This is a genomic window from Corynebacterium sp. MSK074 (assembly GCF_030229735.1).
Lineage (GTDB): Bacteria > Actinomycetota > Actinomycetes > Mycobacteriales > Mycobacteriaceae > Corynebacterium.
Genome location: NZ_JASPIX010000002.1, coordinates 272,146 through 297,274, shown reverse-complemented (window position 1 = coordinate 297,274; position 25,129 = coordinate 272,146). Strand labels below are relative to the sequence as shown.

Sequence of the window (25,129 nt, the reverse complement as noted above, 5' to 3'; positions counted from 1 at the left end):
CTCGGCGCTAGTATTATTTCTCAGAATTATCTATTCGATACGCGACGTATCACTTGGAAAGGAACCTTACTATGGGCGTGGAAAAATACTCCGGCTGGACCTTCTACAACGAGTGCGACATCCCTCAGGACATCTCCACTGTCTTGGCTGAACAGGAATATCCTGTCTGCGCCTTCAAGACCGTCCGCGATGCCGCCGTATTTACCAATAGGCGCCTCATCATCCGCGATGCGCAAGGCCTGACAGGCAAAAAGGTAGAGATGTATTCCCTGCCTTATTCCTCCATCAACATGTGGTCCACGGAAAACGCGGGAAAGCTCCTTGACGTCAATGCCGAACTGCAGCTGTGGACCAAGGCCGGCGAATTCAAAATCAACATTGGCCCCAATATCGATGTCCGAGCGCTAGATCGGCTCATCGCCAACTGCGTGCTTATTTAGTTCCGCAGATGGTGCCGGAGCCGATGACGATGTCTCCCAACTCGTCCGGCGAAGGCAAATACAGCACCGCCGCTTGGCCGCGGGCGACACCAGATAACGGCTCCTTGAGTTCGAGGCGCATCTCGTCCGCCTCGCGGTCAACATGGGCGATACAGGGCACTACGGAACCGTGCGCGCGCACCTGAACCTCGCACTCGAAATCCCCATCCATGCCCGGGTGGAGGTACTTCAGGCGATCGGCCTGAATCGAGGTTACGGCTAAGTCCTCGCGGGTGCCGACGGTAACCGTGCCGGTAGCAGCATCAATATCGGTGACGTAGCGGGGGCGGCCGTCGGCAGCCGGCGCCTTAATGTCCAGGCCCTTGCGCTGGCCGATGGTGTAGTTCCACGCGCCATCGTGCTCCTTGAGCTCCGTGCCTTCTTGATCCACGATCATGCCGGGGCGTAGCCCAATGCGGGCACCCAAAAAGGCCTGCGTATTACCGTCTGGAATAAAGCAGATGTCGTAGGAATCTGGCTTTTTCGCGGTGGAAAAGCCATGCGCCGCTGCCTCTTCGCGGATCTGTGGCTTAGGGGTGTCGCCGATGGGGAAAAAGCAATGCTCCAACTCTTCGGCAGAAATCACGCCGAGCACATAAGACTGATCCTTATTCTCGTCCAAGGACCGGCGCATATAGCCGTCCTCATCGAGGGTGGCGTAGTGCCCCGTCGCAACCGCATCGAAGCCAAGCGCCATGCCCTTTTGCAGCAGCGCCCGGAACTTAATCTTCTCGTTGCAGCGCAGGCAGGGATTCGGCGTCTCGCCGCGGGCGTAGGAATCCACGAAGTCCGTAATGACCTCTTCTTTGAATTCCTCCGAAAAGTCCCACACATAAAAGGGAATGCCCAGCTTATCGCAGATGCGACGGGCGTCGGCCGAATCCTCCAACGAGCAGCAACCGCGGGCCTTCTCCCTGGTCTGCTGCGCGTCTTTGTGCAGCGCGAGGTGAACGCCAATCACCTCGTGGCCGGCTTCTACTGCGCGGGCGGCGGCAACCGATGAGTCCACGCCGCCGGACATGGCAACCAATACTCGCATTGTGCTCCCCATTTCACCTTGACTACAGGCCCGAAAGTCTACTCCCTAGCCCCAACGCGGCTTAAATCGAATCCATTCCCTAAGCTTGGGTGACATGGGCAGAAAGCGAGCTTCCACCGACCCGGGAATCACCGGCACCTACAACATTTCTACCGGCACGGCCGAAGTGGTGCCGGATGAGTTTCGCGACGGTGCCTATATTCTCAACGTTAATGGCGTGCCAAGCAGCCATATTGTGCTCGGCGAGCCAGAAGAGCTGGAGTTTGAGTACATGCGCTGGATTGCGGCGGCGGTTGAGCACCTCAATACTCGGCCCGCGAATAAGCTCCGCGTCACCCACTTGGGCGGAGCGGGCTGCTCCCTTCCTCGCTACTTCGCAAGCAAGCTCCCGGGCAGCCGCCACACAGTGGTGGAGCTGGACGCCAAGCTGGGCGAATTGGTGCGTACGCTTTTCGACGTCCCCCGTTCCCCCACCGTCAAAATCCGTGCCGGCGAGGCCCGCAAAGAAACCGAGGGGTTCCTTCCGTCCAGCCGCGACATCATCATCCGCGATGTCTTTGCCGGCGACAAGACACCAGCCAACCTCACCACCGTGGAGTTCTTTCAGGCTGCTAAGCAGTCGCTGGCGCCGGGTGGCCTCTACGTAGCCAACTGCGGCGACCATTCCGATCTACAGCTGGCAAAGAGCGAGCTGGCGGGCCTAGATAAAGTATTTGACCACCTCTCCGTCATCGCGGACCCACCGATGCTCAAGGGCCGGCGCTACGGAAACATCATCCTGGTGGCCTCAGATACAGAAATGCCAGCCGAGGGCTCCATGGAAGCCGCCCAGCTGGCAAAGGCACTCCTTGGCGGGGCCGTGCCCGCCCATTACAAAGACGAGTCCTGGACCCGCGCGTTTTTCACCGGTGCTACTGCAGCACGCGATTAATCAGCGTAGCTACCTGACCCGCATCGAAATCGGGAACGTCAGCGCCGGCGTTCTTGGCGGCATTCTTAGCTTCCGATACCTCCGACTCGGAGACGTTGCCTGACTTAACGTTGTTCACGTGACCGGCATTGTCCAGCAGGATAGCTAGGTCACTGACAGAGAAGTTGCCCTTGGCCATATCGCCTAGGTCCTCCACTGGGAGGGCATCCTTGTCCTGCAAGGTCTTTACGAAGCCAGCCAGGCCCTCCGCCGCTTGGGGATCGAGGCCGGACTTTTGGGCGGCGTCGGCAAGCTGCGGAATCGCAATCAGCCCCGCCGCCAGGGCCAAAATAGCGCCGATGAGCGGCGTACTATCGGAGCTCAAGTCAAGCCCATCGCTCACAACCAGCTGCTCTAGCGCGCCGCCGACGTCAACGTAATTGCCGTCGCTGAAGGACTGCAGTTGCTGCTTGGAACCATTAAACAGGTTCATGTCGACATCGGTAGAAATGCCTGCTACCTTGCCAGAACCAGAACGCTGCCAGAAGGAAAGTTCCTTCCATCCGCCCACCGCTTCAGGCGCCTGGTCCTGATAGGCCGCGAGCCACAGCGGCATATCCGAGAACTTCTGGGAGTTATTCATTTGCCCCATCCAGAAGTACTTGTAGGTGTAGATCATGGGCGTGCGGCCGGTAAGACGCTTGAGCTCGTTAGTAAATTCTTCAATCCACTGCTCCAGCTGTGCCGCGGACTTTCCTTCCGCCACCTCTATATCAAGTGCAGGAGGCAATGTCTGATCCGGGGCAAGGGCGATCTGCGCTGCAAAATTGGCCGCTTGAGTCTTGGCATCGCCAGCCGGACGTGCATAGTGGTACGCACCGGTCTTGAATCCAGCAGCATTAGCCGCCTGAATATCCTGTACATAGTGGGGGTTTACCCAGTCCCCACCTTCGGTAGCCTTCACAAATGCAAAGGACTGGCCGTCGGACCGCACTTTAGACCAATCAATGGGCGTACCGCCCGGATGCTGGTGCGCCGCCACGTCAACGCCCTTAGGTGCACCAAAGCTCACCGCCTGGGCAACGGCGGTACCACTTACAGCTAGTGCAGCCACGGTGACTACCGTAGTAATGCTCTTTCGGAGTGCCTTCTTTGAAGTCATGCGCGTGAGTCTAGCAACGTCTTCACTCCTGTCACATCTTTAACACGCACCACTGGAGATAATTTTCTTTACTTCCATATCGCCCCCTCTTGGAATACCTCCCTTTAGAACATATTTTTGCCCATACCCCTTGCGAAGGAGCGGGGCACGGCTTAAAATGAACACCATGAAGCTACGTACACTAGTTCTACTAATCGGGGGATTTAATCTTGGAAGCCTACTACATAGTCAATGACCCCAACGATCCCATAGCAGTTAAAGCCACAGAAATCAGAAAGCAAGATTACCTATTCTGGAGAGAGGTCAAGCCAGATCTAGAAGACGATTTCGATATCTCCTGCCACACACTTTCTACTCGGACGGGCTTAAGCGAGCGGCGCACGCGAGACATAACAATGGCCCTTTATCGACTCGCAGAGCTACCACTGACAAAGGCGCTCCAGGACACCTATTACTTCCTGGATTTCTCTCGTCTTATTACTATCGACGCCGTGCTTAGCAAGCTGGGCGACATCCCGACCGAAATTCTCGAGCGGATAGACCAAGAGCTTGCGCGTTACCTGACCCCCACGAAGCCCGGCCAGGTACTGCCTTCGAATACCAATTTGCGGCGAAAACTAAATGGCCTCATCGCTGTGGAGGCCCCACACCCCAATGAAGATAAAGAGCCTGATGCAGGGAACGACTCCTATTTCACCTACCACAGTTTCGGCGGAAAGGCCGGACTAGCAGTCGAATTCGATGAAGCAACCATGATAGCTATCGATGAACACGTCAGTAAGGCTGCCGAAGAACATAATCTCACCAAAGCTGAAGCCCTAGCCAAGCTGATTCTGGGCGAAATAGAGTCGAGGACGAAAGTGGTTCTTCACATGTACCGAGCCCACGACCAGGAGGCGGCTCCCGCATTTATCCGGGGATTCGGATGGGTAAGCCCTGAGACCGCTGACAGTCTGCGTCCCACCCAGACGCGGGATATGGACCTTGCAAAAAGGATGGAGAGCGAAAGCTACGTTACTCCCCCGCTCGTTGGCGCCTACGTGGAAGGCCGCGATGGCGTGTGCCGCTGGCCAGGTTGTAATCGCCCCGCAGAGAACTGCCAAAAGGACCACCGGATTGACCATGCACAGGGAGGAAAAACGGCGGGGAGCAACTTGGCATCACTCTGTCAGCATCACCACAACATCAAGACCGATGGTGGTGCCTTCTACATCATGGATCCGCATACTGGGGACATAGTGTGGCTCTTTGACAATGGCCGCTGGGAATACGATGAGCCCCAAGGACCGCTAGCACCCAAGAACAAGAACTGGGCGCTAACGGTAGGCCAAGCTATCGCCGCCCGGAGGGCAGCGGCGAAGGAAAGGAATGATATCTAGACGGAACGGGCTCGGGAAATGATCTCCGGAAGATGAGCCAAGACGTAGTCAACATCCTCTTCCGAAGTAAGCCTGCCGAGAGTAAAGCGCAAGGAACCGATTCCTTCCGCCTCACTTACACCCATTGCCTCGAGGACATGAGACATGCGGTTTACCCCTGCGCTGCAAGCACTGCCGGTAGAGGCCTCGATCTGCAATGAATCCAGCAACATGATGAGGCTATCTCCATCAGCACCGGGAAATGAGACGTGCAGGTGGGAAGGCAAGCACGGCTCAGCAGAGTTGATCACTACGTCATCAATGGTGGCGAGAATTCCGTCGCGCAGCTTATTGCGGAGAGCAGCTATTCGCTCACCCTGGGCAGTGATTTCGGAGACTGATTCCTCCAACGCCGCAGCTAGACCGGAAGCGCCCGCGACGTCCACGGTGCCAGGGCGAATACCTCGCTCTTGGCCGCCGCCGTAAGCAATCGGCTGGGGAGCAGGACTGCGCTTGGCCAAAAGCAGACCGATGCCGCGGGGGCCGCCGAACTTGTGGGCGCTGGCGGCGAGGCTGGTGATCCCTAAATCAGAAAAATTGATGGGAACTTTGCCCACAGCCTGCACCGCATCCACGTGCACGGGTGTGCCTGTCGCATTCGCACGTGTGGCTATCTCTTCGATGGGCTGAATGGCCCCGGTCTCGTTGTTGGCCCACATGCAGGTAGCGACGTCGGCAAGCGTGTCTAGGGCCGATAGATCTGCAATGTGCCCGGAACGGTCGACGGGAAGGATATCGACAGCTGCTCCGGTTTTCTCCAGCTTAGAGACGGTATCGCGCACGGCCGGGTGCTCAATATCGGTAGAAATAATGCGGTTTGTTTGCCCAGCCGCGTAGAGCCCCTGAATGGCGATATTGTCCGCCTCGGTGCCAGAAGAGGTGAAAATGACTTCGATGGGCTCGCAGCCGAGGAGGGAAGCGACCTTTTCGCGGGCATCATCCAGTACGGACCGAGCCTTGCGGCCGGAACCATACTGCGCGCCGGAATTCAGGGAGCCGGCCGCCGCCACCCACGCGTCAATCGCGCTCTGGCGCATCGGCTGGGTAGCGGCATAGTCGAAGTAGTGCGGCATTACTGGCGCGCCTTCAGTTCCTCGGTCAGGGCCGGTGCGATTTCATGCAGGTCGCCCACGACGCCGAGATCAGCGATCTGGAAAAACGGCTCATCCTGGTCTTGGTTGACCACCACAATGGTGCCGGAAGTCTGCATGCCAGAGGTGTGCTGGATAGCGCCAGAGATGCCCAAGCCGATGTAGAGGTCAGGCGAGACGGTAACACCGGTCTGGCCGATCTGATAGGCGGCGTCATAAAAGCCTTCATCGACGGCGTCGCGGGTGGCGCCGACTGCGGCCCCGAGGGCGTCGGCAAGCGGCTCGACGACGGCCCCGAACTCGTCGCCCACGCCACGGCCGCCGGCGACGACTGCCTTGGCCTCGGTAATTTCCGGTCGTGCGGACTTCTGAGCCGGAGTAAAGGAAGTTACCTTGACGTCTTTAGCCGTGGCGGCCGGCAACGGCATCGGCGCCGGCTGTGCCTCCACCTGCTGTGGCGCAGCCTCAACCGCACCCGGGCGAAGGGTGTAGATCGGGCACTGACCAGCGGCGGTAGAGGTGGTCTCATAGGAACCACCGAAAATGCTCATCTGGGCGGAGCCATCGGCGGCAATGCCATTGACATTGACCAGTGCGCCAGAGGCGAGGCGAGCCGCGAGGCGGCCGGCAATCTCGTTATTGGCCGGAGTTGCGGCCAGCACGATGGGCGCTGGGTTCGCAGCGCCAAGCGCATGCAGGGCATCGACCTCCGGGGTAAGGAAACGCTGTTCATAATCCTCGGCCGTTGCCTGAACTACCTGTGCGGCGCCGAGGGCGGCAAGGTCGGCATCAAATTTATCGGCCTGCTTGCCGACGACCACTGCGGACACCGTACCCAATTCCCGCGCGGCCGTAATCAGCTCGCCGGTAACGGGAAGGAGGTTGTCCGCGTCGTGCTCAACTAGTACGTAAACGTGCGACATATCTACTCCTAAATCAAGTTCTTTGCGGACAGGAAATCAGCGATCTTCTTCGCTGCATCTTGCGGGTTGGGCTCCGAAATAACTTCGCCGGCGGTGCGCGGTGGGCGCTTCTCAGCAGCCGAGACAGCGGTCGTCGGCGCGATGGCCTCGATGCCCAGGTCAGCCAGGGTGAAGGTGGTGATTTCCGCCTTCTTAGCTGCCATCAGGCCCTTGAAATTGGGGAATCGTGGCTTGTCACTCTTATCGTTCACCGTAACGATCGCCGGCAGTGGCGCCTCGAGTTCCCAGGTGCCGCGCGCGTCATCACGGGTGCCCTGCACGGTGCCGTCAGCTAGCTCTACTTTGTGCAAGCCGGTAAGGGCCGGCAGCTGGCGGTATTCGGCAAGAAGGCCGGCAAGCAGGCCGGTGGAGGCATCGGATGCCTCGGTGCCGGCGGTGATCAGCTGGACGTCGTCAAGCTTATTGAGCGCGGCGTTGAGGGTCCACGCGGTCGATAGCGCGTCCGCTCCGGCCAAGGAATCATCAGAGACGAGCACGGCATCGTCGGCGCCCATAGCCAAAGCCTTACGCAGTGCCTCGTCGGCCTGGGCCGGCCCCATCGTCAGTGCTACGACTTTGTAGCCCGCATCGGGGTTATTGTCGCGCAGTCGCAGGGCTTGTTCCACGGAGTACTCATTAACCTCATCAATGACGTTATCCACGGAGGTGCGATCCAGGGTGTGGTCATCGTTCAAAGACTTGGTAGACCACGTATCCGGCACGTGTTTGACCAGAGCCACAATAGTTGGCATTGGGCACTCACCTTTCCGATATATTTATGTTGCGTAATTATCCTCGGACGATGATACTCGGGGTTGACACAGCAAGGCGATTCCCTGTGAGCCAATTCGCGTAATGATGACCGCAAAAGGTTTCGATCCCTTCAGCTTCATCTTCTTCCGTAGCTGGTCAGGGTCCACCTCTACCCCGCGTACAAGGATTTCTAGGCTTCCCGCGTCATAGGATTTAAGTACGGATTTTAATCTTTTTAGGGGTACTTCTTCTATGAAAGGAAATCCCGAAGTTCCCTCCGGAATCCTCTCTCCTGTCAGGTATGCGATGCGCGGATCGATTTGATGCAACCCTTCCCTGGCCGCGTAGTGCTGGACCAACCCCGCTCGAACGATGGCCCCATCCGGGTCGATGAGATAACTGCCAATGCCTCCAGCATCGGGTAGGTCGTCTGCGTGGTCATCGAGGACATCCAGCTTGTTTCCTCGAATCATTACCGCTCTTCGGCCAGTGCCAAGGCCTGGGGTATAAAGGCAGGCTTCTTTTACCCCGCCATCGACGCTCGCGACGGTGACGAGGCCGTCCCACTCGCTGAAATCAAGGCCAGGCGCGCACTTGATGGCCAGTTCCTTATCGCGATGCTTATCGACGACCTCCGGGAGCGGTGGCACCAAATCCTCCGGCCGCGTGATTCGCCTGCCACCGGCGCGGCGGGCCGGGTCTGCAAGGAGAACATCGGCAGTGGTAGTAGTCGTCAGCGCATCCGCGCGGAAAATCTTGGCGGAGGAGAGATTGTGCCTCGCCATTCTTACCCGTGATTCATCCAGGTCAGAGCCACAATAGTCGAGCGGAGACTTATAGCCTTCCGTGCCGATGGAACAGGTGACGTCGTGGACGCTGCGCACTCCCTGCTCGGCGAGGAAATTCGTCCGATACGCCGCCACTTCAATGGGGGTTGCTTGCTGGGCGGAGTCGGCGTCCATAAGCCAATCGTGCGGGAGCTTGCCGGAACTGCGGGCGGTTACCAGCTCCATGACCGCGCGGCCATACTCACCGAACTTAGCTTTGAGGATTTCAGTGTCTTTGAGCCGAGAAGCCTTGGTTAAGGTGAGGTCGAGGTGTGCTATTTCCTCTTGATGTTCGGCAAGGAAGTCGACTTCTGCGGGGGTATAACTCATATTCGGTCTAAAGGGGTGGTGGAAAAGAATTCGCGGTAACGGGGGTCTTCGCGTGGATCCCCAATGACGGGGCGCAGGTCCGAAAAGGACGCATCCTCTAGGACCTCTTGGACGGAGGAATACTTGCTCAGCCTTTGCATCTGTGCCCACGTGGGGATGGCAAGGCGCACCAGCCCGGCGCGCCAGCCGTCCAGGATGAGCTGCGGGGGGAACCATCCGGCATCGTCTGCTTCATCGGTATCCCCATCTGGTTCTTGGCCGGAGGGCAACACCCCAACGAAGAAGAAGGTGTCGAACCAATGGCTTTTCCCCTTTCCTACCCAGCGCGCCCAAGGAAGGAGCATATCGGCGTCGACCCGCATTCCGTTATTGCTGAGGAATTCGGTAAAGGAAATGGTGTGGTTTTCGAGGAGTTTTCGCTCTTTGTGATAGCGCCGCGCATTGGAGACGATACCGTCCTCGCGGATGGCGAAAAGGGTGCCGGCCTCTTCGAAGAGCTCGCGGGCAGCGGCGAAAACGAGAGCGTGGGCTTTGTACTTGGTCACGCCCATCCGGCGGGCCATGGAGATGACAGACTTCCCGGCCCACAGCTCGCCCGAGTCCCAGGCACGCGGCGGAAAGTCACGTGGGTCTACACCGCCGCCCGGAAATACTGAATGCCCCGGGTAGTTATGCATGGTGTGGACGCGCTCTTGTACCCACACTTCAAGACCGTCAGCGCCGTCCCGCAAGAGCAGGACGGTTGCCGCCAAGCGCCCACCGTGGAAGCCGGTGGTATCGCTGGCGTCAATGGCATCGAGACGGTCATGAAAAGGATTGGTCATAGAGAAGCTCGGCGGGCAAAGTATCGCTGTCCAATGCGGTCCACCTGAATGGGCTGGTGGAAGGCGCGAGTCAGATTTTCGGAGGTGAGGACGGAATTAATCAGCCCTTTTGCCACAACTTTACCCTCATCCAATAGCATGGCGTGGGTGAAGCCATAGGGAATCTCCTCCACGTGGTGGGTGATCATGACAATCGCTGGGGCATCGGGATCCATAGCTAGATTTCCAAGGTAGCCCACGAGGTCTTCGCGGCCTCCCAGGTCCATGCCTGCGGACGGCTCATCGAGGATGAGCAACTCCGGGTTAGACATGAGAGCGCGAGCGAGGACGACGCGCTTCTTTTCACCCTCAGACAGGGTTCCCCAGGTGCGCTCTTTGAGGTGGGTGGCGCCGACTTGGGCCAAGATGTCATCCGCGCGGGAAAAATCCATGTCCTGGTATTCTTCCCGCCAGCGGCCTAGCACTGCGTAACCGGCGGAGACAACTAGATCGTCTACCCGCTCAGTGTCCGGGATGCGCGATTGCACCGCCGCGGAGGAGATGCCGATAAGCGCGCGCAGATCGCGCATGTCGGTTTTGCCGATTTGCTCCCCCATCACAAAGGCGGTGCCTTTCGAAGGGAACTCTTCGGCCGCAGCCATGCGCACCAGCGAGGTCTTGCCCGCGCCATTGGGGCCAATAATGACCCAGCGCTCATCGAGCTCTACTTGCCAGTCCACGGGTCCGACGAGGGTCTTGCCGCCGCGGCGCAGTTCTACGCCGCGAAAATCTACGAGCCAATCTTGATCAGTGGGAGTTACGTCGTTCACGCCTTCCATTGTGACTGATTTGTTCTTTGCCCGGTGAAATTGACACAGCTGCATTAGTCTTATGGGCATGACTACTCGCCTTGGTATTGACGATGTCCGCCCGCTTATCTCCGCCGGTTCTGTAGCCTCCAAAGCCGTTGTAGGCGAGGTAATTCCTGTCACCGCCCTAGTCTGGCGCGAGGGCCACGACGCGGTCTCGGCAACCCTGTCTGCGTGGGCGGCACGGACCACGGCTACCTCCTCCGTCACCATGCAGATCGACCCTAATGACCAAGATCGCGTACACGGCGTATTTACCCCGGGCACCCAAGGCACCTGGTACTTCCGCGTCGATGCCTGGTCCGATCCCATCGCCACGTGGAAGAACGCGGTAACCAAGAAGATGGCCGCCGGGCAATCCGCCGCGGAGCTGGCCAATGACCTGCAGCATGGCGCGGATTTGTTTTCTCGCGTGGCTCTGCAAACCCCGTCGGATGTGGTGGAACCGCTCTTTGTGGCTGCGCGGGATTTGGAGGATGAGTCCTTGGACGTCGATAAGCGCGTGCAGGTAGCGCTCTCGGAAGAGGTAGCAGGCATCCTGCACTCGCATCCCTTGCGCGACCTGCTGGTAGAGGGCGCAATCCACGAGGTATATGTGGAGCGCCGGGCCGCGCTCTATAACTCGTGGTACGAGCTTTTTCCCCGCTCCACGGGAGGCTGGGATGAAGAGGGAAATCCAGTCCACGGCACTTTTGACACCACTGCCAAGGCACTGGAGCGGGTGGCCGATATGGGCTTCGATACGGTGTACTTTCCGCCCATTCATCCCATCGGCAAGGTACACCGCAAAGGAAAGAATAATTCGGTCGTTGCCGAGCCCGGCGATGTGGGAAGCCCCTGGGCCATCCAAGACCACTCCACCACCCATCCGGACTTGGGCACCATGGAGGATTTCAAGAAACTAGTCTCCCGCGCCCAAGAACTCGGCCTAGAGGTAGCGCTCGATTTCGCTCTTCAAGCATCGCCAGACCATCCGTGGGCGAAGAGCCACCCAGAATTTTTCACCGTCCTTCCGGATGGCACCATCGCCTACGCCGAGAACCCGCCGAAGAAGTATCAGGATATCTATCCGCTGAACTTCGATAACGCTCCTGATGCCATCTACCACGAGATCTATGAGACCTTGATGATTTGGGTCGAAGCCGGTGTGAGTACTTTCCGCGTGGATAACCCGCACACCAAGCCGGCAAATTTTTGGAACTGGCTGATTACCCGCGTGCACGCCACCCATCCGGATGTCATCTTCTTGGCTGAGGCCTTTACCCGCGCGCCTCGCCTCTTCGGTCTAGCGAAGGCGGGGTTTTCCCAGTCCTATACCTATTTCACCTGGCAAACCTCCAAGCACGAGCTCACCCAATTTGGCCAGATGCACGTCGACCAAGCAGATATCTGCCGCCCCAACCTCTTTGTTAATACCCCGGATATCCTGCACGAGTCCCTGCAGACCGGCGGGCGTGCTATGTTCGCCATTCGCGCGGTCCTAGCCGCCACCATGTCGCCTCTATGGGGTGTGTACTCCGGCTTTGAGCTCTACGAGCACACCCCAGTAGCCCCAGGCTCCGAGGAATATCTCGACTCTGAGAAGTACGAACTACGCCCGCGCGATTTTGCGGCGGCGGCTGCGTCAGGAGATTCCCTCGAGTCCTATATCCGGCTGCTCAACCAGATCCGCCGCGATAATCCCGCTTTGCAGCAACTGCGCACCCTGCGGTTCCATGACACCGACAATGAAGCCATCATTGCCTATTCCAAGGCGGATCCGGCCACCGGCAATGTAGTCCTCGTCGTGGTCAACCTAGATCCGCGCAACGCGCAGGAAGCCACCGTGACGGTAGATATGCAGGCTATCGGCCGCCACCCCGGCGAGTCCTATACCGTCCAGGACACGATTACCGGCTCTGCCTACCACTGGTCCGAGCGCAACTTTGTGCGCTTAGAGCCGCTTCGCGACGTCGCCCATGTCTTCGTCCTTCCCCCTGCCGACCACGCCCTCCAGGAACAGCTCACCTGGCGGGCAGTAAGCGACTATCGCCCGTAAATATTCGCCCACCCGACCGCACCCGAACTAGGTACTGTGATTGTATGACTATCCCGGCCGCTGACCTCGCTCGCCTCAATGACTGCCGCCACCATGACCCGCACGGTTTCTACGGCTGGCACGAAGGTACCGTCCGCACCCGCCAACCAGGCGCTTGCGAGGTGCAGCTTCACACTCCCACGCAATCCGTGTCCATGGAATTGGTGGGCGATGACATCTGGGAGGCGGAAATTGGCGATAACTGCGATTACCGCTTAGAAATCTCCTATCCGGAGGCCCCTACCCGCACCGTGGCAGACGGCTATCACTTCCTTCCCACGGTGGGCTCGCTGGATCTGCACCTGATTGGGGAAGGCCGACACGAGCGCCTCTGGGATGTCCTCGGCGCCAACCTGCGTTCCTATGACACTGAGATGGGTACCGTGTCCGGCGTCTCCTTTGCCGTGTGGGCACCCAATGCCCAGGGCGTTGCCGTCGTGGGCGATTTCTGTGGCTGGAACCCCACCCAGTATCCGATGCGTTCGCTTGGCTCTACCGGCGTCTGGGAGGTCTTTGTTCCTGGTATCGGTGCTGGCGAGCACTATAAGTTTGCTATCTTTAGCCACGAGGGCCGCAAGGACAAGGCCGATCCCCTAGCCAAGCGCACCGCCTGCCCGCCGGAGACGGACTCTATCGTGGATTCCACCAGCTTCGCCTGGTCCGATTCCGCCTGGATGGACAAGCGCACCGGCAACCTCGATTTGCCTATGAGCATCTATGAGGTCCACGTTGGCTCGTGGAAGGTTGGCGCCGACTACAACCGCTTGCGCGAGGAGCTCATCCCATACCTCAAGGAGCACGGTTTCACCCACGTCGAGCTCTTGCCCGTGGCCGAGCATCCCTTCGGCGGGTCCTGGGGATACCAAGTCTCTGGCTATTACTCGCCTTCTGCGCGCTGGGGCTCGCCGGATGAATTCCGAGAGCTGGTCAATGCCCTGCACGAGAATGGCATCGGCGTCATCGTGGACTGGGTGCCGGCACACTTCCCCAAGGATGATTGGGCCCTTGGTCGCTTCGACGGCCAGGCTCTCTACGAGCACCCCGATCCCCGCCGCGGCGAGCAGGCCGATTGGGGCACCTATGTCTTTGACTTCGGCCGCAATGAGGTCCGCAATTTCCTCGTAGCCAACGCCCTATACTGGGCCGAAGAATTCCACATCGATGGCCTGCGCGTAGACGCCGTGGCTTCCATGCTCTACCTGGACTATTCCCGCGATGAGTGGCTGCCCAACCAATATGGTGGCCGCGAGAACCTAGAGGCGGTGCAATTCCTGCAGGAAACCAACGCCACCCTCAACCGCACGCATCCAGGCGTGCTCACTATTGCCGAGGAATCCACTTCCTGGCCGGGTGTTACCGCCCCAACCTCTGAAAACGGCCTGGGCTTTTCCCTGAAGTGGAATATGGGCTGGATGAATGACACCTTGGAGTACTTCAAGCACGAGCCCATTCACCGTTCCTATCACCACGGCGAGCTCACCTTCTCCATGGTCTATGCCTACTCCGAGCGCTACGTACTGCCCTTTAGCCACGACGAAGTAGTACACGGCAAGGGCTCGCTGTGGGAGCGCATGCCTGGCGACGACTGGAATAAGGCCGCCGGACTCCGCGCCCTCTATGGCTACATGTTCTCCCACCCCGGCAAGAACCTGCTTTTCATGGGGCAGGAATTTGGCCAGACTACCGAGTGGGCCGAGGGGCATTCTGTGGACTGGGGTAACCTCCACGGTTGGGGTAGCGAATGGCACCAGGGCATCAAGCGCCTCGTACGTGATATTAACCTCGTCTACCGCGATACCCCTGCCTTGTGGTCGCAAGACTTTAGCCAAGAGGGATTCCAGTGGGTCAAGGCGGATGATTCGAATAATAACGTGCTCGGCTACGTCCGCTACGGCGCAGACGGCTCTGCGCTGCTCGCCGTGTGCAACCTTTCTGGTTCTTCCATCCCCAACTATGGCCTCTGGGTTCCACACGACGGCGAATGGCGGATGGTGCTCAACACTGACGACGCCGTCTACGAAGGCGCTGGGAACCCACTTCCCCAGCGCATCCGCGTGGAGAACAACTCCACGACGCTGCATCTGCCGGCCAATTCCGTGCAGTGGTATGTGCTAGGGCGCTAAGTCCTAGTACAGGGCGCTCGCCAGCTTGGTGCGGGCGTCGAGCACGCGCGGGTCATTGCCTTCAAAGAGCCCAAAGAGCTCCAGCAGGCGCTCGCGCACGCGGGACTTCTCGTCGCCGGCCGTTGTCTTCATCGTCTCGATGAGGCGATCAAAGGCCTTTTCTGGGGCTCCGGCTACCACTTCGGCGTCGGCAGCCCGCATTTGCTTATCGACGTCCCCCTTATCCCCTTCCGCGGCCGCAATCGGGTCTTCGGTCTGGTTGGCAGGATCGAGGCGCTTGAGCAAGACTGTGGTGTCGCGCGCCTGCTTGATCTGCACATTATCGGGCTCGGATTCCAAAATGGAGTTGTAGACGTTGAGCGCCCCATCAAAGTCGCCGGCGTTCAAGAAGCTTTCTGCTTCCTGAAGGCGCGGATCCTCTTCTTCCTCCTGCGGCTGTTCCGATGCCTCATTGCCTTGCAAGCCCTTCAGCTGTGGACCAACATTCTGCACTAGGGTGTCCACCCATTGCTTTAGGGCTTCTTTGGGTTGCGCGCCCTCAAAGTTCGTCAGTGGCTGGCCAGCGCCCAATGCCACCACGGTCGGCAGATTCTTCACACCAAAGGCCTGCGCAACCTGCGGAGTAGCATCCGCATCCACGTAAGCAACCAAGAAGCTCAAGTTTCCTTGCGCGGCCAAATCCGCAAGGTCAGTTTTCAACTGCTCCGACTGGGTAGAGCGAGCAGTGCCGATGAGGACCACGACCGGAACTTCCGTAGAACGGCGAACCACATCTTGGTCGAAGTTGGCCTCGGTCACCGTGAAGAAAGGCTGGGCGCCGCCGGCACTTGTCTGCGGCGATTCCTGCGCCTTCTGCCGGGCCTCGGCTCGCGCCTTGACCTGGCTGAGGTCGAGCGCTCCTCCTACATAAGCATTATTTGGTGAAGTCATCTAGTCCTCCTTTGCAAGGCGGCGGTTAACCGCATCTACCTTGTCCGTTAGCTGATTAGTTACGCCTTCGCGAATATCGGCCTTGACCACCAAAGAAGTGCGTGGGGATACCGCACGCACTGCGTCGGTGGCCTTCTTAATCGTGTCAAAGACCTCGTCCCATTCGCCTTCAAGCAAGGTGAACATGGCATTGGTCTCGTTGGGCAGGCCGGATTCGCGGACTACGCGCACGGCCTCGGACACGGCATCGGCCATTTCTTGGGAGTCATTATTGACCACCGCAGGGGCTACAGAAAATGCAACAATCATGCCCGCTAGTCTACCTACGCTCCCAGCAGTGGCGGTGCCAGTGCCGGCGATCGTCGCCCTGGCGGCCCACGTCCCGCGGCCAGGCGACGATGTGTGCCACCCCGGGCGGAATGTTTTGGTTACAGCCAGGGCACAAGTAATACTTCTGAGCGCGAGCAGAACCGATATGCCGCATGACATAGGGCTCGCCGTGCGTCCAACTTGGTCCCTCGACAGTTTGCGAACCTAGAAAGGTTGAACCGTCTTTGGGCAGGGACCGGACTTCCACGGGTTTGCGCCTATTTCGCCGTGGCATTAGAACAGTCGCAATTCGTTCGACTCGAGCCCGCGTAGCTCCTGGTAATCCAGTACGACGCACCGAATGCCGCGGTCCTCAGCCAAGGTACGCGCCTGCGGCTTGATTTCCTGGGCTGCGAATACACCGGAGACAGGGGCGAGAAGCTCATCGCGGTTGAGCAGCTCCAGATACCGTGTCAGCTGCTCAACGCCATCAATGCCTCCGCGGCGCTTTACCTCGATGGCGACGTTATTATTGTTCTCATCCTTAGCCATGATATCCACAGGACCGATGGCCGTGGGATATTCGCGGCGCACCAACGTGTAGCGCTCGCCCAAGGTATCAATCTGGTCTGCCAAGAGCTCTTGAAGGTGAGCCTCGACGCCATCCTTGACTAGGCCTGGATCCTCACCCATGTCATAGGAGATTTCTTCATGAATCTCGGCAATGGTGATGCGCAACTGCTCGCCCTTGGGGTTTTCCACCAGCCACAAGATCTCGCCAGTGTCTTCACCGTCGAGGTCCTCAATCGCGGACTCCTTCAGGGTGCACGGTGGTGTCATCCAGTTAAGTGGCTTATAAGCGCGGTCGTCGGCATGCACGGACACGGAACCGTCTGCTTTGACGATGAGCAGGCGGTCTGCCATCGGCAGGTGGGCATCCAAGCGGCCCACGTAATCTACTGAGCATCGGGCGATTACTAAACGCATGTTCTCTACCCTAGCGGGTGGAGCTATCGCTTGGATTGACGGGTAGCGCGTTCGCGCAGTTCCCGGAAGTCAAAGCGCTGCTGGCGCTTGGATGGAGCGGCCTCTACCCACGCCCCGAAGGCCATGATTCCGTGGGCGTCCGACGCCAGTTCATATTCTCTTCCCTTGGCCCGAAAGCGAACGACTTCGGTGGCAGCGGACATAAAAGAAGCCTCGTCATCATCAAGCGGGCGGGTGCTCACTACTTCGATGTCGAGGCGGTTGATGCGCAGATCGCAGCGCGGAGAGACAGAACGGAGCTTGAAATACTCCACAAATTCGCCTTCATAACGCAACGAACCATGGCGCCAGGAAAGGGAATTCTTAGCCGGAACTCGGCGCAGAAGGACAGAAGTACCGCGCGATCGCACAGTGAAAAAGCGAAGCGCAGCCAGAAAAATAACTAGCAGCAGGGCCACTCCAAGGGCCCACAGAAGCACTGCAACCACCGTTGAATTCATGGGCCTTTCACGCCATCCTCGCTCTGTGGAGAAACTGATTCTTTGGATTGTAGCGCCTTGAAGGGCCACCACGCCAATAAGAAAAGGCAAAGAAAAAACGAAGAAGGCGCACCGGCTATAAACCGATGCGCCTTAAGAGAGCAGGAAGGGCGGCTATTGCTGCCCTCTCCTACCAATCCAAGGTATTAAGCCTTGGCGCGGCGAACTGCACGCTGTGCGGCCTCGCCACGGGACTTGGTGAGCTCGTGCTCAGAAGCGAAATCCTTCTGAGCCTTCTCCTCATCCACCTCATCGGACCAGATGGCCCAATCAGCGAGGACGGTGATCTTGTCCTGGGTAACGGAGAGGAAACCACCCTGCACGGCGGCGACGCGGCGCTCGCCGTCCACTGGGTGGATGGTCACCACGCCATTATCGATCAACTGACCGATCATTGGCTCGTGACCGGGAAGCACGCCGATCTCACCCTCGGTGGTCTCAGCCGTGACCATGGAGGCCTGTCCAGACCACAGCAGGCGCTCGACGGAAACCAATTCGGCGGTGATGTCAGCCATGTGCCTCTCCCTACTTCTCGTTCAACTTCTTGTATGCAGCCTCGACGTCGTCCAAGCCACCCAAGCCGTTGAAGGCCTGCTCTGGGTAGTGGTCAAACTCGCCATCGCAGATGCGCTCGAAGGCATCGATGGTCTCAGACAGCGGCACGTAGGAGCCCGGCAGGCCGGTGAACTTCTGTGCGACGAAGAAGTTCTGGCCCAAGAAGCGCTCGATACGGCGGGCACGCTGAACGGTGACCTTGTCCTCCTCGGACAGCTCGTCCATACCAAGGATGGCGATGATGTCCTGGAGTTCCTTGTTCTTCTGCAGAATACCGATGACGCGCTGTGCAACCTCGTAGTGCTTCTCGCCAACGATACCCGGCTCGAGGATACGAGAGGTAGAGGTCAGCGGGTTCACTGCTGGGTAAATACCCTTGGAAGCAATAGCACGGTCCAGCTCGGTGGTGGCGTCCAAGTGAGCGAACGTCGTAGCCGGAGCTGGGTCGGTGTAGTCATCGGCAGGAACGTAAACGGCCTGCAGGGACGTAATGGAACGGCCCTTGGTCGAGGTAATGCGCTCCTGCAGAACACCCATCTCATCAGCCAGGGTTGGCTGGTAGCCCACAGCGGAAGGCATACGACCCAGCAGGGTCGAAACCTCGGAGCCGGCCTGGGTGAAACGGAAGATGTTGTCGATGAACAGCAGCACGTCCTGGTTCTGCACATCGCGGAAGTACTCCGCCATGGTCAAGCCGGACAGAGCCACGCGCATACGGACTCCTGGCGGCTCATCCATCTGGCCGAAGACAAGTGCGGTATCTTGCAGCACGCCCATTTCTTCCATCTCCAGGAAGAGGTCGGTGCCCTCACGGGTACGCTCGCCGACGCCGGCGAAGACGGAGGTACCGGAGAACTCACGGGCGATACGGGTAATCATCTCCTGAATGAGAACGGTCTTACCCACACCTGCGCCACCGAAGAGGCCAATCTTGCCGCCCTTAACGTACGGGGTCAGCAGGTCAATGACCTTAATGCCGGTCTCCAGAATCTCGGTCTTACCCTCGAGCTGGTCGAACGCTGGCGGCTCGCGGTGGATGCCCCACTGCTCACCATCGCGGCCGAGGCCCGGCTCGTCGAGGCAGTCACCGAGGGCGTTGAAGACGTGGCCCTTGACGACGTCGCCGACCGGCACGGAAATTGGCTTTCCGGAGTCGATGACCTCGGCACCGCGGACGAGGCCGTCGGTCGGTGCCATGGAGACGGTACGGACAAGGTTGTCACCGAGGTGCTGAGCGACCTCGAGGGTGACGGTCTTTGCAACAGCTTCGAGCTTAATGTCGACGTGCAGTGCGTTGTACAGGGCCGGCAGTGCCTCACGTGGGAATTCCACGTCCACAACCGGACCGATGACGCGCACGACACGACCGGCGACTGCCGAAGACTGTGCATTCTGCTCTTGCAGAGCTGTAGTCATAATCTAGTCACTTTCTGCGCTGTCAGATAGCGCGCCAGCGCCACCGACGATCTCTGAAATTTCCTGGGTAATCTGTGCCTGACGAGCCTGGTTAGCCACGCGAGAGAGGTCCTCGACCATCTCGGTTGCGTTGTCAGTAGCAGACTTCATAGCTGTACGGCGTGCAGCGGACTCGGAAGCAGAAGCTTCCAAGAACATAGCAAACAGGATACGCGAGACGTACTGCGGAAGCAGCGCTTCCATCAGCGTATCTGCGTCTGGCTCAAACTCGAATCCTGCGGCAACATCGTCCGCAGACTCGGCGTCAGTCAGAGCGGAGTCACCGAGGTGATACTCCTCATCCTGAATGACCGGCTGAACTGGCAACAGCTGCTGAGCACGCGCGGTCTGGGTCAGCATGGACTCAAACTCGGTGTAGACAACGTGTACCTGGTCAAAGCCACGTACACCGGCGCCCTCACCCTGCGCATGCAGGCCGTCGCGGCCCTTGGTAGTGCCATGAGAACCAGCGATAAAGCCATCAATCAAGTGACGGCGCACATCGTGGGTGGTCTCCCAGGTTGGATCCTGAGAGAAACCGCCCCAGCTGCCAACTACCTCGTCCTCGCGGAACTTGTAGTGGCCGATGCCTTTATTACCAGTAACGTAGCGAACTACCTCGTAGCCCTTGCTTTCCAGGAGAGCCTGCAGCTGTGCAGCCTTCTTGAAGACGTTGTTGTTATAGCCACCGCACATACCGCGGTCAGAAGTGACCACGAGGATGGCGGCAACGTTCCCGTCTTCACGCTCACGCAGCATGTCATGCTCCAACGTAGAAGCCGCAGCCAGCTTGTTCATCATGCTGGTCATCTCAGCCGCGTACGGCTGAGAGGCCTCTACCCTAGCCTGCGCCTTGGTAATGCGCGAGGTAGCAATGAGCTCCTGGGCCTTGGTGATCTTCTTAGTCGAATTGACGGACCGGATGCGGTCACGTAGTTCGCGAAGATTAGCCATCGTTTCTCCTCCCTTCTTTAATCTAGACGGTTAGTTGTGAGTTCTGAACTCTACTTAGCCGTCTTGCGGGAGACGTTGAGCTCGGTGTTCTTTACGTCGCTTTCGTCCAAAGGCTCTACCGGTGCCTCGGAGCCCAGGTTATGGCCCTCGGAGGTGCGGAAGGTCGGCTGGAAGTCCTTAGCTGCCGCAACCAATGCGTCCTTGGACTCATCGGTCAGCGGCTTGCCACCGGAAATCTGCTCAAAGACCTCTGGGGTATTGGCGTTGAGGTACTCGTGTACCTCGTCCTCGAAGCGGCGGACGTCTTCAACGGGAACGACGTCGAAGATGCCAGCCTCGGCGAGGTAAATGGACACCATCTGGTACTCCACCGGCTGCGGGGAGGACTCGGACTGCTTCAGCAGCTCGACCAGACGGGAACCGCGCTCCAGCTGAGCCTTGGAAGCAGCATCCAGGTCAGATGCGAATGCCGCGAAGGCCTGCAGGTCACGGTAGGAGGCCAGGTCCAGACGCAGGTTACCGGCGACCTTCTTCATGCCCTTGGTCTGTGCAGCGCCACCGACACGGGAGACGGAAACACCGACGTTAATAGCCGGGCGAACACCCTGGTTGAACAGGTCGGACTCCAGGAAGACCTGGCCGTCAGTAATGGAAATGACGTTGGTCGGAATGAAGGCGCCGACGTCGTTTGCCTTGGTCTCGATGATCGGCAGGGCGGTCATGGAGCCAGCACCCATGTCGTCGGAAAGCTTTGCAGCACGCTCCAGCAGGCGGGAGTGCAGGTAGAACACATCGCCTGGGTATGCCTCGCGTCCCGGCGGACGGCGCAGCAGCAAGGAAATGGCACGGTAGGCCTCAGCCTGCTTGGTCAGATCATCGTAGATAACCAGGACGTGGTTGCCCTGGTACATCCAGTGCTGCCCCAGCGCTGCGCCGGAGAACGGTGCTAGCCACTTGAAGCCGGCGGAATCGGAAGCCGGTGCGGCCACGATGGTGGTGTAATCCAGTGCACCGTGCTCCTCAAGGGTGCGGCGCACGCCAGCGATAGTCGAGCCCTTCTGGCCGATAGCGACGTAGATGCAGCGTACCTGCTTGTCCTTGTCGCCGGACTCCCAGTTAGCCTTCTGGTTCAAAATGGTATCGATGCAGACCGCGGTCTTACCGGTCTTACGGTCACCGATGACCAGCTGGCGCTGGCCGCGGCCGATCGGGGTCATTGCGTCGATAGCCTTGATGCCGGTCTGCATTGGCTCTTCAACCGGCTGGCGCTGCAGCACGGATGGTGCCTGCAGCTCGAGGACACGCTCCTCTTCAGCGTTGATTGGGCCCATGCCGTCAATCGGCTGACCCAATGGGTTAATTACGCGGCCGAGGAATTCCTCGCCCACTGGGATGGAGAGAACCTCGCCGGTCCTCTTAACCTCGTCGCCCTCCTTGAGGGACTCGAAGTTGCCCAGGACCACGACACCGATGGAGTTAGTGTCAAGGTTCTGTGCGACGCCAATCACGCCGCCTGGGAACTCGAGCAGCTCATTCGCCATAACGGATGGCAGGCCAGAAACCTGCGCAATACCGTCAGCTGCCGAAATGACCACGCCGACCTCCTCACGGGAGGCCTCCGCGGAGTAGCTCGAGGTGTAGTTCGCAATCGCACTACGGATCTCGTCGGAGGAGATCGTCAGCTCCGCCATGTTCTTCCTGCTCTCGGTAGTATCTTCCAGCACTTACTTAAATCGTTTCTGTCGTTTCGGCTACGCCATCTGGGCACGCAGGCGGGCAATCTTGCCTGCCGTGGAGCCATCAATGACTTCATCGCCGACGCGGATGCGCATGCCACCGAGGAGGCTGGTGTCAACCTCAGAGTGAATGGACATCGCACGACCATAAATTTTGCCCAGCTTCTCAGCGAGTACTGCTTGCTGGCCTTCGTTTAGTTCACCCGCTGCGGTAACGCGCGCAATGGTGCGGTCCTGCAGGTCAGCTGCAGAATCAGCCAGTGCGGCGACATCATCGATCGGGTTCTGCTCTGGGCGGGAGATGGCCTGAAGCACGAGGGCCTCAGTAAACATCGTGACTTTGCCGTAGAGCACGTTTGCCAGCAATCCGCGCTTGCGGGCGGAATCAGCAGTTCGGTCGGAAAGCAGCTGGGTGAGCTCGCCCTCACGGTCAAGGATCTGAGACAGGCGGAAGAGCTCGTCTTCTACCTGGCCCAGCTGACCCTGCGCCTCAGCACCGCGCAGCAATGCGCGGCGGCCCAGGGACACCAATCCCTTGACAAAGTCCTTCGGGGTGGACCACTGTGCGGCCGCAGCTTCCTGGATGATGCGCAATGCGCCATCGGAAATCTTGGAGCCGAACAGGGTCTCTGCCAGGGACTTGCGTGCCTCGCTCGGGGCGGCGATATCGGTGAATGCAACGCGCAATTCGCGGTCTGCATCCAAGACATCGACAACCTCGAAGATATCCAGGCCCGCCTGCGCGGCGGTGGCGACATTGTTGTCGCCTGCCAGGATTTCATCCAAGCGGGTTTGCGAGGTTGCGAGTGCTTCGCGGCTAGCTGCCTTCATAGTTGCCTACTTTCCGGCCGGTGCCACAGAGTCGAGCTCGGACAAGAAGCCATCAATGGTGGAGGACTTCTTAGAGGCGTCGGAAAGCTCGCCGCCCAGAATCTTCTCCGCCAGGTTGATGGAGTTCTGGCCCATTTCGGAACGCAGCTCAGTAACAACCTGCGAGCGGGAAGCCTCCAGCTGCTTCTCGCCATTGGCGACGATGCGGCGGGACTCTTCTTCCGCGTTGGTCTTAGCCTCGGCCTCAATCTGCTTACCGCGCTCGCGCGCTTGCTCGCGGATCTCGGCTGCCTCTGCACGGGCATCGGCCAGCTGAGCATTGTACTTTTCCAGAGCAGCCTTAGCCTCGGCCTGCTGGGCCTTGGCACGCTTCAAGCCGCCCTCGATCCGGTCTTCACGCTCCTGCAGCATCTGGCTGTACTTCGGAAGAACGAACTTCGCGAAAATCAGCAAGATGATGGCGAACGGAATGATTGACCAGACTAAGTCGTACATCTTGGGCAGAAGGATGGAGTTGCCGCTCTCCAGCGGCAGGTGCTCACTTCCTTCTGCTGCAAGGTAGTAAATGACGTTGTTCATGGGTCTCCGTTCTTAAAGTTCGATTTACTTGTGTAAAGCGTTCTTTAGAACAGGAAGCCTGCAACGAGGCCGATGAGGGCAAGTGCCTCAACGAAGGCGATACCCAGGAACATGGTGGTACGCAGCTGGCCGGCCATCTCAGGCTGGCGTGCCATGCCCTCAACGGTCTTGCCAACGAGGATGCCGATGCCCAGGCCCGGGCCGATGGTGGCCAGGCCGTAGCCGAGGGACTGAAGGCCGTCGAAGGAGGTGGTTGCTGCGTCCTGAGCCAGGATGATCTCGTTCATGTGAAAGTCGTTCCCTTTCAATGTATATCCCGCGGGAGTGTCCTGCGGGGCGGTGTTGGTTTGATTTTGGGGTATTTAGTTAACCGCGAGGTTCGCGTTGTTGTTAGTGCGAATCTGCATGCAACGACAATTCGATGTATACCGCCGTCAGCAGGGCAAAGATGTATGCCTGCAAGAAGATGACGATAAGCTCGTAAAGCGTGAACAGAACCGCTGCGACCAGGGTCAAGCCACCCACTGCGGTCCAGGCGTTGAACTGGAAGAAGAAGAAGTTCGTAGCCGAGTACAACAGGACCAAAATGAGGTGGCCAGCCAGGAAGTTCGCCATAAGACGAAGAGCCAGGGTGACTGGGCGCATAACAAACGTAGAGAAAGCCTCAATCGGCACGACAAGAATGTGCAAGGCCGGCGGCAGGTTAGGAATGACCACCGAGGACTTGATGAACTTGCCAAAGCCATAGCGCTTAGCGCCGGCGTAAATCATGGCGATATACGCAACAGCTGCCAAGACGATTGGCATACCGATACGGGCGTTCGGAGAAATGTTCAGACCCGGCACAATAGTTGTGAGGTTCCAGAACAAAACTGCAAAGAAGATAGAGGCCAAAAGTGGAAGGAAGCGACGTCCTTCCTTCTTGCCCAAGATGTCTTCTGCGATCTGAACTCGCACGAAGTCAATCGCATGCTCGCCTACGTTTTGAATTCCTTTAGGAACCAGCTTGGGGTTCCTGAAGGCGACAACAAATAGGAGCACCAGCACGGCCGCCATCAGAAGGCGAACGAGCATGATGCGATCCAAAGCGAACCAACCGTTGGCAAAATCGCTCAACCAGAGGTCAACGACTCCGCCATCATCGGTTACGTGCCCCGGGAAAAATTCTGGGTCCAGTTCGGGTGCGTGAAAGCTACCCTTCATGGCCAATGTTGTAACGCTCAGCGTTCTCTCCCGTGTTCGGGCCACACAGCTTGTCGAAGGCCGTGTGGTGCGATGGACGTCTCAAACTCTCTGCCTCACACACGGACTCCGTCGCACATCAGCGTGCGTAAGACAGGGATTCACCGCTGCGAAAGCCAGCTTTTGCGCTAGCCCGCGGTAACCCGAAGAAAAGCGTATCAGTTAGATC

Annotated in this window: 26 protein-coding genes; 5 read left to right on the top strand and 21 right to left on the bottom strand. The window is 58.7% G+C overall.

Going from position 1 to position 25,129, the window contains the following annotated elements; translation table 11 throughout:
• Positions 1–71 precede the first annotated feature (71 nt).
• On the top strand, positions 72–440 hold the full coding sequence (locus QP965_RS03425; protein ID WP_284844001.1) for a PH domain-containing protein: 369 nt from the start codon (positions 72–74) through the stop codon (positions 438–440).
• Here QP965_RS03425 and mnmA read toward each other — a convergent pair.
• Positions 433–1,518, bottom strand: coding sequence for a tRNA 2-thiouridine(34) synthase MnmA (mnmA, locus tag QP965_RS03420; protein WP_284844002.1), 1,086 nt, complete (start codon positions 1,516–1,518; stop codon positions 433–435). The genes QP965_RS03425 and mnmA overlap by 8 nt on opposite strands.
• 94 nt (positions 1,519–1,612) lie before the next feature.
• Between mnmA and QP965_RS03415 the strand changes: the two genes are divergently transcribed.
• On the top strand, positions 1,613–2,449 hold the full coding sequence (locus QP965_RS03415; RefSeq protein WP_284844003.1) for a spermidine synthase: 837 nt from the start codon (positions 1,613–1,615) through the stop codon (positions 2,447–2,449).
• Here QP965_RS03415 and QP965_RS03410 read toward each other — a convergent pair.
• Complete coding sequence (locus tag QP965_RS03410) at positions 2,430–3,590, bottom strand: glycoside hydrolase family 25 protein (RefSeq protein ID WP_284844004.1); 1,161 nt, start codon at positions 3,588–3,590, stop codon at positions 2,430–2,432. The genes QP965_RS03415 and QP965_RS03410 overlap by 20 nt on opposite strands.
• Before the next feature lie 209 nt (positions 3,591–3,799).
• Here QP965_RS03410 and QP965_RS03405 point away from each other — a divergent pair, with 209 nt between their 5' ends.
• Entirely contained in the window at positions 3,800–4,969 is a 1,170-nt protein-coding gene (locus tag QP965_RS03405) for an HNH endonuclease signature motif containing protein (protein ID WP_284844005.1), read from the top strand.
• Here QP965_RS03405 and QP965_RS03400 read toward each other — a convergent pair.
• The 6 genes from QP965_RS03400 to QP965_RS03375 are packed head-to-tail and all read right to left on the bottom strand — an operon-like array spanning position 4,966 to position 10,613.
• Positions 4,966–6,081 (bottom strand): cysteine desulfurase family protein, encoded by a 1,116-nt coding sequence (locus tag QP965_RS03400; RefSeq protein ID WP_284844006.1) that lies wholly within the window; start codon positions 6,079–6,081, stop codon positions 4,966–4,968. The two genes, QP965_RS03405 and QP965_RS03400, sit on opposite strands and share 4 nt — an antisense overlap.
• Positions 6,081–7,022 carry an electron transfer flavoprotein subunit alpha/FixB family protein gene (locus tag QP965_RS03395; RefSeq protein ID WP_284813932.1) on the bottom strand — a complete coding sequence of 314 codons (942 nt, stop codon included), beginning with the start codon at positions 7,020–7,022 and terminating at the stop codon, positions 6,081–6,083. Before QP965_RS03395 ends, QP965_RS03400 begins: the two co-directional genes overlap by 1 nt.
• Positions 7,023–7,030: 8 nt before the next feature.
• A complete protein-coding gene (locus QP965_RS03390) occupies positions 7,031–7,813 on the bottom strand; it encodes an electron transfer flavoprotein subunit beta/FixA family protein (protein ID WP_284844007.1) in 783 nt (260 codons plus the stop codon).
• Between the two features lie 24 nt (positions 7,814–7,837).
• Complete coding sequence (locus tag QP965_RS03385; protein WP_284844008.1) at positions 7,838–8,971, bottom strand: THUMP-like domain-containing protein; 1,134 nt, start codon at positions 8,969–8,971, stop codon at positions 7,838–7,840.
• The gene (locus QP965_RS03380) at positions 8,968–9,795 is read right to left on the bottom strand and encodes an NUDIX hydrolase (protein WP_239277978.1); all 828 of its coding nucleotides are present in this window, start codon (positions 9,793–9,795) and stop codon (positions 8,968–8,970) included. Before QP965_RS03380 ends, QP965_RS03385 begins: the two co-directional genes overlap by 4 nt.
• Complete coding sequence (locus QP965_RS03375) at positions 9,792–10,613, bottom strand: ABC transporter ATP-binding protein (RefSeq protein ID WP_239277977.1); 822 nt, start codon at positions 10,611–10,613, stop codon at positions 9,792–9,794. Before QP965_RS03375 ends, QP965_RS03380 begins: the two co-directional genes overlap by 4 nt.
• A 58-nt stretch (positions 10,614–10,671) precedes the next feature.
• On the opposite strand from QP965_RS03375, the gene QP965_RS03370 reads away from it, so the two are divergent.
• On the top strand, positions 10,672–12,681 hold the full coding sequence (locus tag QP965_RS03370; RefSeq protein WP_284844009.1) for a maltotransferase domain-containing protein: 2,010 nt from the start codon (positions 10,672–10,674) through the stop codon (positions 12,679–12,681).
• Positions 12,682–12,725: 44 nt separating this feature from the next.
• Positions 12,726–14,843, top strand: coding sequence for a 1,4-alpha-glucan branching protein GlgB (gene glgB, locus QP965_RS03365; protein WP_284844010.1), 2,118 nt, complete (start codon positions 12,726–12,728; stop codon positions 14,841–14,843).
• Between the two features lie 3 nt (positions 14,844–14,846).
• On the opposite strand, the gene QP965_RS03360 is transcribed toward glgB, so the two are convergent.
• The 13 genes from QP965_RS03360 to atpB form a co-directional block, all read right to left on the bottom strand.
• On the bottom strand, positions 14,847–15,773 hold the full coding sequence (locus QP965_RS03360) for a tetratricopeptide repeat protein (RefSeq protein WP_284813922.1): 927 nt from the start codon (positions 15,771–15,773) through the stop codon (positions 14,847–14,849).
• Positions 15,774–16,082, bottom strand: a complete 309-nt coding sequence (locus tag QP965_RS03355; RefSeq protein ID WP_005323373.1) for a thiamine-binding protein — start codon at positions 16,080–16,082, stop codon at positions 15,774–15,776. It abuts the gene before it with no gap.
• A 10-nt stretch (positions 16,083–16,092) separates the two neighbouring features.
• A complete protein-coding gene (locus QP965_RS03350) occupies positions 16,093–16,377 on the bottom strand; it encodes an Rv1322 family protein (RefSeq protein WP_225747088.1) in 285 nt (94 codons plus the stop codon).
• Positions 16,377–17,069 carry an endonuclease NucS gene (gene nucS, locus QP965_RS03345; RefSeq protein ID WP_250410351.1) on the bottom strand — a complete coding sequence of 231 codons (693 nt, stop codon included), beginning with the start codon at positions 17,067–17,069 and terminating at the stop codon, positions 16,377–16,379. Before nucS ends, QP965_RS03350 begins: the two co-directional genes overlap by 1 nt.
• Positions 17,070–17,092: 23 nt before the next feature.
• The gene (locus tag QP965_RS03340; RefSeq protein ID WP_239277971.1) at positions 17,093–17,569 is read right to left on the bottom strand and encodes a DUF2550 domain-containing protein; all 477 of its coding nucleotides are present in this window, start codon (positions 17,567–17,569) and stop codon (positions 17,093–17,095) included.
• 185 nt (positions 17,570–17,754) lie between these two features.
• Positions 17,755–18,123: a F0F1 ATP synthase subunit epsilon gene (locus tag QP965_RS03335; RefSeq protein ID WP_238801023.1), complete on the bottom strand. Its 369-nt coding sequence runs from the start codon at positions 18,121–18,123 to the stop codon at positions 17,755–17,757.
• A 10-nt stretch (positions 18,124–18,133) separates the two neighbouring features.
• Entirely contained in the window at positions 18,134–19,579 is a 1,446-nt protein-coding gene (gene atpD / locus QP965_RS03330) for a F0F1 ATP synthase subunit beta (RefSeq protein WP_049361377.1), read from the bottom strand.
• 3 nt (positions 19,580–19,582) lie between these two features.
• Positions 19,583–20,572: a F0F1 ATP synthase subunit gamma gene (locus QP965_RS03325; RefSeq protein ID WP_284766274.1), complete on the bottom strand. Its 990-nt coding sequence runs from the start codon at positions 20,570–20,572 to the stop codon at positions 19,583–19,585.
• A 50-nt stretch (positions 20,573–20,622) separates the two neighbouring features.
• Complete coding sequence (gene atpA / locus QP965_RS03320; protein WP_023021750.1) at positions 20,623–22,263, bottom strand: F0F1 ATP synthase subunit alpha; 1,641 nt, start codon at positions 22,261–22,263, stop codon at positions 20,623–20,625.
• 60 nt (positions 22,264–22,323) lie between these two features.
• Complete coding sequence (locus QP965_RS03315; protein ID WP_179386382.1) at positions 22,324–23,139, bottom strand: F0F1 ATP synthase subunit delta; 816 nt, start codon at positions 23,137–23,139, stop codon at positions 22,324–22,326.
• Between the two features lie 6 nt (positions 23,140–23,145).
• Positions 23,146–23,718: a F0F1 ATP synthase subunit B gene (locus QP965_RS03310; RefSeq protein WP_049361380.1), complete on the bottom strand. Its 573-nt coding sequence runs from the start codon at positions 23,716–23,718 to the stop codon at positions 23,146–23,148.
• Positions 23,719–23,762: 44 nt separating this feature from the next.
• A complete protein-coding gene (locus QP965_RS03305; RefSeq protein WP_049361381.1) occupies positions 23,763–24,005 on the bottom strand; it encodes an ATP synthase F0 subunit C in 243 nt (80 codons plus the stop codon).
• Positions 24,006–24,108: 103 nt separating this feature from the next.
• Complete coding sequence (atpB, locus tag QP965_RS03300) at positions 24,109–24,921, bottom strand: F0F1 ATP synthase subunit A (protein WP_049361382.1); 813 nt, start codon at positions 24,919–24,921, stop codon at positions 24,109–24,111.
• Between the last annotated feature and the right edge of the window lie 208 nt (positions 24,922–25,129).